General features: G+C 69.2%; 12 protein-coding genes. 5 read left to right on the top strand and 7 right to left on the bottom strand.

What is annotated here, in order from left to right; all coding sequences use genetic code 11:
- Nucleotides 1-60: 60 nt before the first annotated feature.
- The 3 genes from FHY03_RS06625 (at nucleotide 61) to FHY03_RS06615 (ending at nucleotide 3,702) form a co-directional block, all read left to right on the top strand.
- Nucleotides 61-1,428, top strand: a complete 1,368-nt coding sequence (locus FHY03_RS06625; RefSeq protein ID WP_183920799.1) for an MFS transporter — start codon at nucleotides 61-63, stop codon at nucleotides 1,426-1,428.
- Nucleotides 1,425-2,345, top strand: a complete 921-nt coding sequence (gene cysK, locus FHY03_RS06620) for a cysteine synthase A (RefSeq protein ID WP_183929634.1) — start codon at nucleotides 1,425-1,427, stop codon at nucleotides 2,343-2,345. The genes FHY03_RS06625 and cysK overlap by 4 nt, the downstream gene beginning before the upstream one ends.
- A 61-nt stretch (nucleotides 2,346-2,406) precedes the next feature.
- On the top strand, nucleotides 2,407-3,702 hold the full coding sequence (locus FHY03_RS06615) for a cell wall hydrolase (RefSeq protein ID WP_183929632.1): 1,296 nt from the start codon (nucleotides 2,407-2,409) through the stop codon (nucleotides 3,700-3,702).
- Nucleotides 3,703-3,941: 239 nt separating this feature from the next.
- Here FHY03_RS06615 and FHY03_RS06610 read toward each other — a convergent pair whose 3' ends face one another.
- From FHY03_RS06610 to hisI, 4 genes are read right to left on the bottom strand one after another with little or no spacing between them, the layout of a single operon-like run.
- Nucleotides 3,942-5,744, bottom strand: a complete 1,803-nt coding sequence (locus FHY03_RS06610; protein ID WP_183929630.1) for an acyl-CoA dehydrogenase C-terminal domain-containing protein — start codon at nucleotides 5,742-5,744, stop codon at nucleotides 3,942-3,944.
- Between the two features lie 4 nt (nucleotides 5,745-5,748).
- Entirely contained in the window at nucleotides 5,749-6,180 is a 432-nt protein-coding gene (locus FHY03_RS06605; protein WP_183920803.1) for a MerR family DNA-binding transcriptional regulator, read from the bottom strand.
- Nucleotides 6,181-6,229: 49 nt separating this feature from the next.
- Nucleotides 6,230-6,733: a hypothetical protein gene (locus tag FHY03_RS06600; RefSeq protein WP_183920804.1), complete on the bottom strand. Its 504-nt coding sequence runs from the start codon at nucleotides 6,731-6,733 to the stop codon at nucleotides 6,230-6,232.
- Complete coding sequence (hisI, locus tag FHY03_RS06595) at nucleotides 6,730-7,110, bottom strand: phosphoribosyl-AMP cyclohydrolase (RefSeq protein ID WP_183920805.1); 381 nt, start codon at nucleotides 7,108-7,110, stop codon at nucleotides 6,730-6,732. Before hisI ends, FHY03_RS06600 begins: the two co-directional genes overlap by 4 nt.
- Nucleotides 7,111-7,379: 269 nt before the next feature.
- Between hisI and FHY03_RS06590 the strand changes: the two genes are divergently transcribed.
- On the top strand, nucleotides 7,380-8,720 hold the full coding sequence (locus tag FHY03_RS06590) for a deoxyribodipyrimidine photo-lyase (RefSeq protein ID WP_183929628.1): 1,341 nt from the start codon (nucleotides 7,380-7,382) through the stop codon (nucleotides 8,718-8,720).
- Between the two features lie 10 nt (nucleotides 8,721-8,730).
- Nucleotides 8,731-9,942: a cyclopropane-fatty-acyl-phospholipid synthase family protein gene (locus FHY03_RS06585; protein WP_183920807.1), complete on the top strand. Its 1,212-nt coding sequence runs from the start codon at nucleotides 8,731-8,733 to the stop codon at nucleotides 9,940-9,942.
- Between the two features lie 324 nt (nucleotides 9,943-10,266).
- Here the strand turns inward: FHY03_RS06585 and FHY03_RS06580 are convergent, their stop codons facing one another.
- The 3 genes from FHY03_RS06580 to FHY03_RS06570 form a co-directional block, all read right to left on the bottom strand.
- Entirely contained in the window at nucleotides 10,267-12,624 is a 2,358-nt protein-coding gene (locus FHY03_RS06580) for a TonB-dependent receptor (protein ID WP_260158749.1), read from the bottom strand.
- A gap of 292 nt (nucleotides 12,625-12,916) precedes the next feature.
- Complete coding sequence (ctrA, locus tag FHY03_RS06575) at nucleotides 12,917-13,612, bottom strand: response regulator transcription factor CtrA (protein WP_183920808.1); 696 nt, start codon at nucleotides 13,610-13,612, stop codon at nucleotides 12,917-12,919.
- A gap of 97 nt (nucleotides 13,613-13,709) precedes the next feature.
- Nucleotides 13,710-14,828: an AI-2E family transporter gene (locus tag FHY03_RS06570; protein ID WP_183929626.1), complete on the bottom strand. Its 1,119-nt coding sequence runs from the start codon at nucleotides 14,826-14,828 to the stop codon at nucleotides 13,710-13,712.
- Between the last annotated feature and the right edge of the window lie 208 nt (nucleotides 14,829-15,036).

Here is a 15,036-nt window from a genome sequence, read left to right as displayed (position 1 = left end):
TCGGACTGCAAACCCCACCGGGTTGCAAGGGTTTCAGCGCGGGTCTACGCCGCTGGTCCGATGCACGCTCCGATCGACCCGCCGGCCGCGCCGCGCCATCCTTTGCGCATCGCCAATTTTCGCGCTTACTGGCTGGCGCGCTTCTCGGGCACCATCGCTATCAGCGCGCAGGCGATCATCATCGGCTGGCAGGTCTATGGCCTCGCGCGCCAGACCCTGGACATCCGCGACGCCGCCTTTCTCCTCGGCATGATCGGGCTGGTGCAGTTCATCCCCCTGTTCCTGCTGACGCCCGTGGTCGGACTGGTGGCGGACACGGTGGACCGGCGCTGGATCGTGCGCGGCACCACCGCGCTGCTGGTGCTCAACGCCGCGACGCTGGGGCTGCTCACCTGGTCGGGTCAGCTTGGCCTTCCATATCTTTTCGTGTCCGCTGTCCTGATCGGGGTCGCCCGCGCCTTCTCGGGGCCGGCCTATTCCGCGCTGGCGCCGAATCTCGTGCCCAAGGAAAGCCTGCCGACCGCGATCGCGATCTCCTCGATCGCCTGGCAGTTCGGCACGATCGCGGGGCCGAGCGTCGGCGGGCTGCTCTACGCGATCCACCCCGACGTGGCGTACGGGGTCATCTCGGGGCTGCTGCTGCTCGCGCTCGGGCTGATGTTCCTGATCGGCAAGGTGCCGCAGCCGCCCGCGCAGAAGGACCGCCGCCCGCTTCAGCGCATCCTCGACGGCTTCGCCTATGTCCGCCGCAACCGGCTGGTGCTCGCGGCGATCACGCTCGACCTGTTCGCCGTGCTGCTGGCGGGCGCGACCGCGCTGCTGCCGATCTTCGCGCGCGACATCCTCCAGGTCGGCGCCTCCGGGCTCGGCGTGCTCGCGGCAGGGATGGGGATCGGCGCGGCGAGCACGGCGATCTGGTTCTCGTTCCGGCCGATGAAGCGCAACGTCGGCGTGAAGATGCTCGCCTCGGTGGTGGTCTTCGGGCTCGGCATCCTCACCTTCGGCGTGGCGACGCAGGTAACCGATGCGCTCGGCATCACCCATGTCGCGCTCGGTGCCGGGCTGCCGGTGCTCCAGACCGACTTCCTGCTTAGCCTCGTCGGACTGATCGTCGCGGGCGGGGCGGACATGGTGTCGGTCTATGTCCGCACCTCGCTGATCCAGCTCCACACGCCCGACTCGATGCGCGGCCGCGTCAGCGCGGTGTCGCAGCTCACCATCTCGGCCTCTAACGAGCTCGGCGAGGCGGAGAGCGGGTTGATGGCGTCGCTGCTCGGACCGGTCGGCGCGGTGGTGTTCGGCGGGGTCGGCGCGATCGCGATCACGCTGCTGTGGTCGCGGCTGTTCCCGGAACTCAAGAACGCACGGACCTTTGACCCGCCCGAGATGCTAGAGACAGAACCCCAGCACGGAGTAGCGCAGCCATGAAGGCCCAGACCATCCTGGAGACGATCGGCAACACGCCGCATATCCGAGTCCGCAAGCTGTTCCCGGGCTCGGAAGTGTGGATCAAGTCCGAGCGATCCAATCCCGGCGGCTCGATCAAGGACCGCATCGCGCTGGCGATGATCGAGGCGGCCGAGGCGTCGGGCGCGCTCCAGCCGGGCGGCACAATCGTCGAGCCGACCAGCGGCAACACCGGGATCGGCCTCGCCATGGTCGCCGCGGTGAAGGGCTATAAGCTGATCCTGGTCATGCCCGAGAGCATGAGCCTCGAGCGCCGCCGGCTGATGCTCGCCTATGGCGCGCAGTTCGATCTCACCCCGCGCGAGAAGGGCATGAAGGGGGCGATCGAGCGCGCGCTCGAGCTGGTCGAGCAGACGCCGGGCGCGTGGATGCCGCAGCAGTTCGAGAACCCCGCCAACGTCGACGTCCATGTCCGCACCACCGCGCAGGAGATCCTCAAGGATTTCCGCGACTCGCCGATCGACGTCATCATCACCGGCGTCGGCACCGGCGGCCACATCACCGGCGTGGCCGAGACGCTGAAGAAGGAATGGCCTAATCTTAAAGTCTTCGCGGTCGAACCTCAGGCCTCGCCGGTGATCTCGGGCGGCCAGGCCGGGCCGCACCCGATCCAGGGGATCGGCGCTGGCTTTATCCCCGCCAACCTCCACACCCAGGCGCTCGACGGCGTGATCGAGGTCGACGCCGCGGTGGCCAAGGACATGGCGCGCCGCGCCGCACGCGAGGAAGGCATGCTGGTCGGCATCTCCTCGGGCGCGACGCTCGCCGCGATCCTGCAAAAGTTGCCCGACCTGCCCGACGACGTGCGCGTGCTCGGCTTCAACTACGACACCGGCGAGCGCTATCTCTCGGTGCCGGACTTCCTGCCGGAGAATTGAGCTGGGCGGCGTCGGCACTCGGACGGGCGCGATCCTCGGCGGCATCGCGCTGCTGGCGATCATGGGCCCGCTGGTGGTGATCCAGCGCGCACCCGCAGTGCCGCGTGCGATCGCCGCCAAGGTGCGCCCGCCGCAGCGGGTCGCGCCCCCGACCGAGCTGCCCGAGGTCGAGCCGGTCGAACTGCAGGACCTCACCGCCGAGGAGGCGCGCGCCTACAACGCCGGCATCCCCTTCGTGCGCGGGCCCAAGCCGGCGGCGCAGCCGTTCCGCTTCGCCGGCGACAGCGCCGCGCTGGCGCGCGCGACCGACTGTCTTGCCGCCGCGGCCTGGTACGAGGCCGGCGACGATCCCGCCGGCCAGCGCGCGGTGGTGCAGGTGGTGCTCAACCGTCTGCGCCATCCCGCTTTCCCGAAGACGGTATGCGGCGTCGTGTTCCAGGGCGCGGAGCGCAACACCGGGTGCCAGTTCACCTTCACCTGCGACGGTGCGCTGGCGCGGCATCCCAGCGCGCCGGCGTGGGAGCGCGCGCGCAGGGTCGCGGCGGACGCGCTGGCGGGCAAGGTCGAGAAGAAGGTCGGCTATGCCACGCATTACCATACCGATTGGGTGGTGCCCTATTGGAGCTCCAGCCTCGACAAGATCGCCGAGGTCCACACCCATCTGTTCTTTCGCTGGACCGGCTGGTGGGGCACGCCCCCTGCCTTTCGCCGCACGGTGTCGAGCGCCGAGCCGGTGATCGCCGCGCTGGCACCGGTGTCGCCCGCGCACCAGCTCGGGGCCGCGCTGACCGAGGCGGAGACCGCGACCGCCGCGGCGGCGCCATTGCTCGCGGGCGCGGGCGCGCCGGCACCGGCGGCGACGCCGCTGGTGGGTGATGAGGACGCCTTCGCGATGCTGCTGGGTAGCGACTCGCCCGAGCGCTATATCGACGCCGCGCGCGCGGCGTGCGGCGAGCGCGCGCGGTGCAAGTTCATGGGCTGGACGGATCGCGCGCAGCTGCCGGGGTCGGCGACGATGACGCCGCCGCAGATCGCGGCGATGTCATTCAGCTATCTCCGCAACAAGGACGCGGGGATCGAGCGGATGCTGTGGAACTGCAAGGAGTTCCCGCGCACGGGCCCGGGCCTGTGCATGCGCCGCCAGGCGGTCTCGCAGCTCGCCCCGCCGTCGGGAGCGGCGCCGTCCGGGTCGGAGCCGCTGGACGGCGTGCGGCGGCGCGAGGAAGCGGGAGGGAAAAGCCCCTCGCCTTCGAGCGCATCAGGTGAACTGCGTCGCACGTTGCCGAGGTCGGACCGACCGGATGCCGGCGGCGCCACGAACCCCGCTTCCGCGGCGAAGCCCCAGCCCCTCCACTGAAGGAGAGCGGTGCGAGACCGTCAGATCCTCCCCGCTCGCGGGAAGGGGGACCGCCCGGCGCAGCCGGGTGGTGGAGGGGGCTCGCCCCGAACACACCGGCCCGCGCGCGGAGAGCCCCCTCCGTCAGCGCTAACGCGCTGCCACTGTGGGCGAGATGGTGTCCCCCGGACACCATCTTGGCTTGCTGAAGGCAAGCCGAAACCCGCACTCCCCGCGAGCGGCGAGGATCTTCAGCTTCCTCACGCCGCCGCGAACATGTCCGGCGGCAGCGCCATGATCGCCTCGGCGCCGCCCTCGATCTTGCGACGCAGCGCGCCCGCCTCGGGCAGCACGCGCTCGGCGAAAAAGCGCGCCGTCACCAGCTTGGCGTCGAGGAAGGCGGCGTCGCCCGCCCCCTCTGCCTTGAGCCGCGACGCCGCGCCCGCCATGCGCAGCCACATCAGCCCGACCGCGACCACGCCGACGAGGTGCATGTACGGGACCGCTCCCGCGCCGACGTTGTTCGGATCCTTCATGCCGTTGGCGAGGAACCACATCGTCGCCGCCTGCAGCTCGCCCGCGGCCTTCTCCAGCCGCGCCGCGAGGTCGACGGTGGCCGTCTGGGCCTTGCCCACCGCGATCTCGTCCATGACCAGCTTGCCGAACGCCTGCACCGCGCGGCCGCCGTTGAGCGCGAGCTTGCGCCCGACCAGATCCATCGCCTGGACGCCGTTGGTGCCCTCGTAGATCATCGCGATGCGTGCGTCGCGGACATACTGCTCCATGCCCCACTCGGCGATGTAGCCGTGCCCGCCATAGACCTGCTGCGCGTTGGTCGCGATCTCGTAGCCGCGGTCGGTGCCGACGCCCTTGATCACCGGGGTGAGCAACCCGAGCAGGTCACCGGCGAGCTGGCGCTCGGTCTCGTCGGTGGCGTGATGCTCGAGATCGGCCTGGAGCGCGCCCCAGAGGCATAGTGCGCGCAGCCCCTCGGTCCAGGCCTTGCCCTCCATCAGCATGCGGCGAACGTCGGGGTGGACGAACAACGTGTCCGCCTTCTCGCCCGGCTCGGCCGGCCCGGTGAGCGCGCGGCCCTGCCGCCGGTCCCTCGCGTACTGCACCGCATTCTGGTACGCGGTCTCCGCCACGCCGAGCCCCTGCAACCCGACACCGAGCCGCGCCGCGTTCATCATGATGAACATCGCGGCGAGCCCCTTCATCTCCTCGCCGACGAGCCAGCCGGTGGCGCCGTCATAGTTCATCACGCAGGTCGAGTTGGCGTGGATGCCCATCTTGTGCTCGATCGAGCCGCACGTCACCGCGTTGCGCACGCCAAGCGAGCCGTCGTCCTCGACCAGCACCTTGGGCACCACGAACAGCGAGATGCCCTTGGAGCTGTCGGGTGCGCCCGGCGTCTTCGCCAGCACGAGGTGGATGATATTGTCGGTCAGGTCGTGCTCGCCCGCCGAGATGAAGATCTTGGTGCCGGTGATCGTGTAGCTGCCGTCGGCCTGCGGCTCGGCGCGGGTGCGGATCAGCCCGAGGTCGGTGCCGCACTGCGGCTCGGTGAGGTTCATCGTGCCGCCCCACTCGCCCGACACCATCTTGGGCAGATACTTCTGCTGCTGCTCCGGGCTGCCCTTCACCACCAGCGCCGCGATCGCGCCGTGCGCGAGGCCGGGGTACATCGCGAACGCCATGTTCGCCGAGATCATATATTCCTGGAAGGCGGTGGAGACGACGTGCGGCATCCCCTGCCCGCCGAACGCCTCGGGCGCGCTCAGCGTGCCCCAGCCCGACTCGACGAACTGCCGGTACGCTTCCTTGAAGCCCTTCGGCGTGGTGACGCTGCCGTCGGCGTGGCGCGTGCAGCCTTCCTGATCGCCCGACTGGTTGAGCGGGAACAGCACCTCGGCGACGAAGCGCCCGCCCTCCTCCAGCACCGCCTCGACCGTGTCGGGCGTGGCGGCGGCGAAGCCGGGGACGTTGGCGTAGCGATCGAGCCCGATCACCTGCTCGAGCACGAAGCGGGTGTCGCGGACGGGGGGAGTATATTGCGGCATCGTCTCAGCTTTCCTTGGCTTTCCCACCCTCGACCACCGTCAGGAACTCGGCCAGCTCGGTGATCGCGGCGTCGATATCGTGCTTCTGTTGCTCGAGCGCGGCGATGCGCTCGCGGCAGCGCTCGATCGCCACCGCGCGCTGCTTCTGCCGGCCGTCGCCGACGTCGTAGAGGTCGATCATCTCGCGGATGTCGGCGAGGCTGAAGCCGACGCGCTTGCCGCGCAGAATCCAGGCCAGTCGCGCGCGATCGCGGTGCGAGTAGATCCGCACCATCCCGCGCCGCTCAGGCGCGATCAGCCCCTCGTCCTCGTAGAAACGCAACGCACGCGGCGTGACGCCGAACTCGGCCGACAGATCGGTGATGGTGAAATGATCGCGGTCCGCGCGCGGCGGCACGACAGCATAAGCGGCAGACGCGTCGAGAAGGTCGCTCATGACGAGCTGGGTAGCTTCCCTTTACGTGAACGTCAACCAGCGCGATCGGCTAGTCGTCACCGCACAGCAGCCGACCGTCGGCACCGCGCGTCCGGCGTGCCTCGGCGACGGAGTCGCTCAACCGCTCCAGCCGGAGCCCCGCGAGCGAGGCGCGGCCGGAGCAACGCGGCTCGCAGCCCGCGGGAAAGGTCGCCGGGAAGACAAGCGCATCGCCATCGTAGCGGAGCTCGACCGTACAGCCCCTGCCCCATTCCGCCGTCATCACCGCCCCGGCACGCGCCACGCCGCGCGCGACGCAGCGCTGACCGGCGCCGTAATCGACGCTCGCGCCCGCGCTCAGGGCGCCGCCGCTTTCCGGGACGAGGCAGAGCCGCGCGGTCTCCGACGCGAAGACGCCGACCGGTCGGTCCCGCACCGGCGCCGCGATGAGCCCAGCGGCTTCGGCGGCGCGCTCCAAGGCGACTCCCGCGGGCTCACGCGGTGCGTTCGACGGCGCGGCGCGGTCGCAGCCGGCGAGCAGCAGCGCAGCGAACACGAGTGCGCCGCGGATCACGCCACTGGGCTCAGCGCGCCCTCTGTGTGCGCCGCGCCGAGGGCTACCCCGCGGTAGAAGCAGCTGCGCGCGCCGGTGTGGCAGGCGGGTCCGGCCGGATCGACGATCAGCCACAGGGCGTCCTGGTCGCAGTCGACGCGCAGCTCGACGACGCGCAGGACGTTGCCCGAGGTCTCGCCCTTCTTCCACAGCCGCCCGCGACTGCGCGAGAAGAAGGTCGCCTCGCCGGTCGCCCGCGTGGCCGCGATCGCGGCCGCGTTCATGTGCGCTACCATCAGCAGCTCGCCGCTGACACGGTCGGTGACCACGGCGGTGACCAGCCCGGCCGCATCGAACTTGGGGAGGAAGTCGAAGCCGGTCTCGCGCGTGTCGGTCATGCGAGATCGCCTAGAGCGAGTCGTCGCCGGTTTGAAGCGGCGATGTGCGTCCTAGCTCGTTTCGAGCCCCGGCCGAGGTCGGCGTGCGGAGGAGCGGACTCTCAGGCGCGCCTGACCGGCGTTGGGGCTCAAGGTTCATCGAGTCGGACGCGAACCACGAAGATTCTCCAAACTGGCCCCCGGCCTTTGACGGGGCACGAGCATGCCGCCGTCGGGTTCTCACAACCTGGATCAGGAACCAGCCTCCGACCTGGAACGTAACCCTCGCGATGACCGACCTTTTATGGCTGCGCCAGGATCTCCGCCTCCATGACCAGCCCGCGTTGGTCGCGGCCGCGCATAGCGGCGCGGTGATCCCGATCTACGTGCTCGACGACGAGGCGCCCGGCGCGTGGAAGATCGGCGAGGCGCAGCGCTGGTGGCTACATCACAGCCTCGCCGCGCTGTCGGTGTCGCTTGGGAAGAAGGGTAGCCGACTGATCCTGCGGCGCGGTCGGGCGGCCGACGTTTTAAACGCGCTGCTCGACGAGACCGGCGCCGAGCGCGTCCATGCCGTCCGTCACTATGAGCCATGGTGGCGCGATGCCGAGGCGGCGCTCGGCGAGCGGCTCTGCCTGTATGACGGCAATCACCTCACGCGAATCGAGGACGTCACCACCGGCAGCGGCGCGCCGTACCGGATCTACTCGTCCTTCTGGAAAGGGCTGCAGCCGCACCTGCCGCCTGAGAAGCCGCTCGCCGCGCCGCGCACCATCCCCGCGCCCGACACCTGGCCGCAGAGCGACTCGCTCGCTGACTGGAACCTGCTGCCGACCACGCCCGACTGGTCGGGCGGGTTCGACTGGACGCCGGGCGAGGCCGAGGCGCTGCGCAAGGTCGAGCAGCTCGCGCTCGACGGCTATGACGAGCGACGCAACCTGCCGAGCGAGGAGGGCACGTCGCGGCTCTCGCCGCACCTGCACTTCGGCGAGGTGTCGGCGCGCACCGTCTGGCACGCCACCGCCGGCGCCGACACGACCTTCCGCAAGGAACTTGCATGGCGCGATTTCACCGACGGCGTGGTGAGCGCGTTACCCGATTACGCCGACGTCAACGGTCGCCGCCGCTACGATACGCTGCCGTGGCGCAGCGGCACGGCGGCACGGCGCGACCTGCAGGCGTGGCAGCGCGGACGCACCGGTTATCCGATCGTCGACGCCGGGATGCGCCAGCTCTGGCAGAGCGGCTGGATGCACAATCGCGTGCGCATGATCACCGCATCGTTCCTCGTGAAGCACCTGCTGATCGATTGGCGCGAGGGCGAGCGGTGGTTCTGGGACTGCCTCGTGGACGCCGATTACGGCAACAACTCGGTCAACTGGCAGTGGGTCGCGGGCACCGGAGTCGACGCCAACATGTTCGGTCGCATCATGGCGCCGATCGGCCAGTCGGAGAAGTTCGCCGCCGGCGACTATATTCGCCACTGGGTGCCTGAGCTCAAGCATCTGCCCGATCCCGCGATCCACGACCCCGAGGCGGCGGGCTGCCGCCCGGACGATTATCCCGCGATGCTGATCGGCCATCGCGAGGCACGCGAACGCGCGCTGGCGGCGGGTAAGAAGGTGCGATAGGCGGCGCGGCATGGACGCCGCGACGACCCGCCCTCCCTCCGCCGATCTCGGCAGCCGGATCGCGGCGCCGCTGTTCCACCGCATCCTCGACCGCGTCGATCGCGGGTTGGTGACGGGCGCGATCGAGGCCGAGCTGCCCGACGGCACGCGGCGGCTGCTCGGCGGGAATGAGTCGGGACCGTTCGCGGCGGTGCGCGTGGTGCGCTGGCGCGCCTTGTGGCGGCTGGTCAGCGCGGGGTCGATCGGCTGGTACGAGGGTTGGGAGGCCGGCGACTGGACCAGCCCCGATCCCGTGCCCGTATTCGACCTGTTCATGCGCAACCGCGCCGCGCTAGGCGATGTCGCGCGCGCGAAACGCGGGGCGAAGCTGGCGGCGCGACTGTTCCACCGCCTGCGCCGCAACGACCGCGGCGGCGCGCGCCGCAACGTGGCGGCGCATTACGATCTCGGCAACGACTTCTACCGAGAGTGGCTCGACGAGACGCTGACCTATTCCAGCGCGCGCTACGACGCGCCCGGCGAGCCGCTCGCGGAGGCGCAGCGGCGCAAGCTGGCGGCAATCCTGGCGCGCACGGGGGCGACCGCGGGCCAGCGCGTGCTCGAGATCGGCTGCGGCTGGGGCTCGTTCGCGGCGGCCGCGGCGGCGGCGGAGCTCGGCGTCCACGCGCTGACGCTCTCGACCGAGCAGCGCGACCATGTCGCCGCGCGCGCGCTGCCGGGCGTGAGCGTGGCGCTGTGCGACTATCGCGACGTCACCGGCGTGTACGACGGGGTCGCCTCGATCGAGATGGTCGAGGCGGTCGGCCCGGACTACTGGCCGGCTTACTGCGCGACGCTGGCACGCGTGCTGCGCCCCGGCGGCCGGGCCGCGCTCCAGCTGATCGCGATCGCGGACGACGTGTGGGATGCCTATGCGGGCGGCGTCGACTTCATCCAGCGCTACATCTTCCCCGGCGGGTCGCTCGTGTCGGTCAGCCGCTTCCGGGCGATCGCCGCGGCGCACGGGCTGGCTTGGCAGGACGAGGAACGCTTCGGGCTCGACTATGCCGAGACGCTGTTGGAGTGGCGCCGCCGCTTCGACCGCGCCGCGGCCGAGGGTCGGCTGCCGGCGCGGTTCGACGAGCGGTTCCAGCGGCTGTGGCGCTATTACCTGATGTATTGTGAGGGCGGCTTCCGGGGTGGCGGCATCGACGTGCTGCAGGTCACGCTGGTAAGGGAGTAGCGGCCACTTGATGCGGCGTCAGATCGCGGGCCATGGGGACTTGATCGGGCTCCATCATGCCATGCACATCTGAGCGCGTCATCTTCGGCACGGTGGGCCCGGACTCAACGGCAGGGAGCGGCTGTGGCTCCTCCAGCCAGCGTCGCGAACGTCTTTCGATTCGGGCTGGCAGATCCGGACCCAAGATCGGGATCAACCTCCGCTTGGCTCAGGATTCTGACCCTCGCGGGGTTGCGGTCACGGATCGCGCCAGTTCAGTCTTTCGCGAAATCCTCTTCTAGGAAGAGGATCTCGTCTTGCGCCCTCCCTTATGCCCGAGCCCGCTCAGAATCCGCGCCGCAGCGTCACGAAGAACTGGCGCGGCGCGCCGGCGAGCAGTGTCTGGTTGTCGCCGCTGGCGGTGTAGCCGTTGCTGCCGATCGTCGAGACATACTTCTTGTCGGTCAGGTTGGTGACGCTGCCCTCCAGCGCGAAGCCGCGGAATAAGCCCATGTTCTCGCCGAAGCGCACGCCGATGCTGGCGTCGACCAGCACGCGCGACCCGATCGACTGGTCGTTGAGGTAGGTGAAGTAGCGCTTCGCCATATAGTCTGCGCCGATGCGGCCGAAGAAGCGGCTGTCGTCGTACACGATCTCGCCCTTGGCCATATGCTCGGGCGTATCGACCACGGTCTTGCCCGCGGTCGCGGTCAGCACCGTGCCGGCGGCGTCGACCACGTCGTCCTGGTAGGTCGCCTTGTTGTAGCTGTAGCTGGCGAACAGGCTGAGCGGCTGGAACACGCGGTAATAGGCCGAGATCTCGCCGCCGTAACTCTCCACGCCGCCGGCGTTGTTGAGCGTGGGCGGGTTGCCCTGGATGCCCGAGCCGTTCTGGAAGGTGAGCAGCCGGTCGTTGAAGTCGATGTAATAGCCCACCGCGGAGAGCTGGAGCCCGCCGGCGCGCAGGCGCACGCCGCCCTCGGCGGTCTTCGACGTCTCGGGCTTGATGCGCGAGCGGATCGCGTCGAAGCCGACCTGGGTGGTGCCGAACGGCCCCGCGGTGCCCGAGACGAAGGCGCGCATGTTCTCGGTGTAGCTGGCGAACAGCTCGGCGCCGCCGCCCAGCGCGAAGACGGCGCCGGCCTGGGGCAGGAACCAGTCCTTCGACTCGATCTTGCCCGCCACCAGCACGCCGGTGAGCAGATTGGCCTTGTTCTCGACGCGCATGCCCTTCCAGCCGGCGTTGATCGTCAGCCGGCCGAGCTGGAGCGTGTCGGCGACGTGGTATTGCAGCGTCTCGGTGTCGTAATTGCCCGCCCATTGCGTGAAGAACGGGTTCTCCTGATAATCGAGCGCGCGGCGGTTGGGCGCGGTACCGTCGGCCATGCCGTAGAAGCGGCGCGCCTGGTCGAAGGCGTTGCTCTCATACCACGCGCCGACCTCGAAGCGATTGGCGCCGAGCTCGAACGCGGCGTTGGTGACATTGCCCGCACGCATGATGCGATATTCGGTGGTGCGGAACGACAGCGCCGAGCCGCCCGTGATCGGCGTGCCGTCGGCGTCCGGAGCCCCCGCGGGCGTGGGCTGATAGGGCGTGATCCACGAGCCCTGCCCCTTGTTGCGATGGACATAGCTGGTCGACACGATCGACAGCTGCGGCAGCAGCTGCGCCTCGAACGTCACGCCGCCGAGCCAATCGCGGCGCAGGCCGGCGGCGTCGTAATAGACGTCGTCGAGCGTGCCAATCCCCGCCGGGAAGGCGAGGCCGACGCCGGGATAGGGCAGCGCCGCGGTGGCGCTGGCGGTGCGCGCGGCCTGGTTCTGCGCGATCTGCGCGAGTTGGAGCGCCAGCGGATAGTCGTTCGAGATATTGTCGTTGTTCAGCCCGCGGCGGCGGATGATATCGAGGCTGAGGTCCTGGTAGTCGTTCTCGCGTCGGTCGGAGAAGTTGAGGAAGGCGGTGATCTTGCCGTGCTCGCCCACCTCCTTCACCACCTTGGCGTTGGCCTGGTGCTGGCGCTGCTCGCCGAAGCCCTTCCACTTGTCGGTCTTGAGGAAGCCGTAGCTGATATAGCCCTTGAGCCCGCCGCCGAGATCACCCGACTCGGCGCGAACGAAGGCACGATAGGTCTGGTCGCTGCCGTAAGTGGCCGAGGCAATCAGGTCGGCGGTGTCCGACGGCGCGCGGCTGACGAACTGGAGCGTGCCACCGAGGTTGCTGGTCGAGGCGGTGCCCAGCGCACCCGCACCTTGCGCCACGGTAGTGCTGGCGATGTTCTCCGAGAGGATCGCGCGGCTGATGTGGAGCCCGTTGACGTTGCCGTAGCTCATGTCGCCGAGCGGCACGCCGTCCAGCGTGAAGCCGAGCTGGTTCTGGTTGAAGCCGCGCAGCGAGATGCGCGTCGACCACTCATAGGCGCCGAAGGCGTCGGCCGACTGGAAGTTGACGCCGGGCAGCTTGGCCACCGCCTTCAGCGGCGAGGTGCCCGGGGTGAGCCGCTCGAGATCAGCCGAAGTCACCGTCTGCACCTGGCGGCTCTGACCGAAGCCGAGCACCACCACGTCCTCGCCCTCGGTCGGCTGCTCGGGCGCGGCGCGGTCGATCGTCGCGGCGGTGGCGGGCGGCGGCGCGTCCTGCGCCAGCGCGGGTGCGGCGGCGAGCAGGTACGAGGCGCTGGCGAGCAGCATGAACTTGGCGGTCATCGTTTTCCCCCATTGTCGTTGACGGGGGCGCCTGCACTAGGTCCGGGTCGGGCCGATGACGATTTGGTTGCGGTTATGCGACAGTGGGTTGGAAGGGACGCCACCCCGTCTCGTCGTTATCCCGGACTTGTTCCGGGATTCACCGCGCCGCGCATTCTATGAAGGGTGAGGCGCGCTGACGGGTGAGCCCCGGAACAAGTCCGGGGTGACGAGAGAAAGAAGAAGCGGACAGAACAACAGCCGCCGCACCCTCCGGTACGACGGCCGTCGTCTCCGTCGATAACGTCAGACCTCACGCGACCTGCGCGGTCTCCTCGGGCTCGCGCAGCACGTAACCGCGGCCCCAGACGGTCTCGATGTAATTGTCGCCGCCGCACGCCAGGCTCAGTTTCTTGCGCAGCTTGCAGATGAACACGTCGATGATCTTGAGCTCGGGCTCGTCCATCCCGCCGTAGAGATGGTTGAGGAACATCTCCTTGGTCAGCGTGGTGCCCTTGCGCAGCGAGAGCAGCTCGAGCATCGCATATTCCTTGCCCGTCAGGTGCACGCGTGCGCCGTCGACCTCCACGGTCTTCGCATCGAGGTTGACCGAGAGCTTGCCGGTCTTGATCACCGACTGCGAGTGGCCCTTCGAGCGGCGTACCACGGCGTGGATGCGGGCGACCAGCTCCTCGCGGTGGAACGGCTTGGTGACGTAATCGTCCGCGCCGAAGCCGAAGCTGCGCACCTTGGAATCCATCTCGTTGATGCCCGAGAGGATCAGCACCGGCGTCTGCACCCGTGCGACGCGCAATTTCTTCAGCACGTCGTAGCCGTGCATGTCAGGCAAGTTGAGATCGAGCAGGATGATGTCGTAATCGTACAGCTTGCCGAGATCGAGGCCTTCCTCACCCAGATCCGTATTGTAGACGTTGAACCCCTCGGTCGACAGCATCAGCTCGATGGCCTTGGCGGTCGTCGGTTCGTCCTCGATCAGCAGCACGCGCATCGGCAAATCCCCGGTTCGTCAACGCGGTAGACTCTGTCGTCCGCGCTTCGCTACGTTCATACCCAATGGCTTCTGAACCAGAAAGGTTAATTCACACTTAATCCGGACGTTCCGTTAATGTCGAATCTTCATTTTCTGTAACGGGCCGCGGCGTGCCCTTGGCGGTGAACAGCGTGCGCTCGCGTGAGCGCGGTATGTCCTCGCCGAGCACTTCGCGCAGGTAGAGGCTGCGCACCAGCGTGAAGCCGACCACGAGGATGCCGCCCGAGAAGAACAGCCCGAACAGCCCGAACACCGCGCCCGTCCCTATGATCGCGAACAGGCTGAGCGCGGGCGGTATGGCAACGACTCGGCTGGTGACGAACGGCGTCACGAAGTTGGTCTGCACCACGCGCACCACCGCGAAGACGGTGAGCGCCCAGACGAGCTGGTCGGTGCCCCTGGTCGCGGCCAGGCCTAGCGCGGGCAACATCGCCGCGACCGGGCCAACATAAGGGATGAACTCGGACAGGCCGGTGAGCAGCCCCAGCAGCGCCGGCGAGGGCACGCCCGCGATCCACAATCCGATCCCGACCATCGCGCCCATCGCGGTCATCTGGATCAGCTGCGCGCGCAGCCACAGCAGCAGCGTCGAGGCGACATCGCCAAGCGCATCCTCCACCGCGGCGCGCTTCGACGGCGGCACCAGCAGCAGGAAGCCGCGCTCGTAGATCTTGGGATCGACCGCGAAGAAGATCGCGCCGAACAGCACCAGCACCGCGTTGAGCAGCAGCTCGCCCGCGCCGCGCACGATCTCGCCGATATCCTGCGCGACGCGGCTGCCCGCGAACGCCGCCTGCACCGCGTCCGCTACCTTCTCGCCCACCGGGCTCTGCGACATATAGGCCTGGAGCTGGTCGAGCAGGCCCGGCAGCGCGACCACCAGCGTGTTGACCTGGGCGCGGAACTCGACGCCGAACAGCCAGCCGAGCAGCGCCAGGAAGGCGAGCACGCTGGCGATCGCCGCCCCCATCGCGCCGCGCGGGCTCAGCCGGGTGCGGTTGGCATAGACCTCGGCGACGGCGTGGATGATGATCGCGATCAGCATCGAGCCGAAGGCGAGGATCAGCAGGTGCCGCGCGAAGTAGAGCGCGGCCAGCACGGCGACGATCAGCACCAGCCACAGCACGCGCCGGATGAAGCGCGCGTCGGGCTCGTCGGGGGCGAGCCGGTTCATGCGCGCGGCGGCGCGGCGTGGGAGGGTCGTTGCATCGCCGGCACAACGCCCGGATCGGCGAAAAGGCGCGCGGACGCAGGGGAAAAGCGTGGGCTCCGGGTGGTGGAAGGACGTGCCAGTCCCCGTGGCGCTCGTCCCGCTCGCGACGCGCGCGCCCGGCCCCCCTTCCGTCATCCTGAACTCGTTTCAGGATCCGCAGCACCGCAGA

Source organism: Sphingomonas sp. BK345 (genome assembly GCF_014193845.1).
Lineage (GTDB): Bacteria > Pseudomonadota > Alphaproteobacteria > Sphingomonadales > Sphingomonadaceae > Sphingomonas.
Note: the sequence above shows the minus strand (reverse complement) of the source record. Positions and strands in the feature narration are given on the sequence as shown.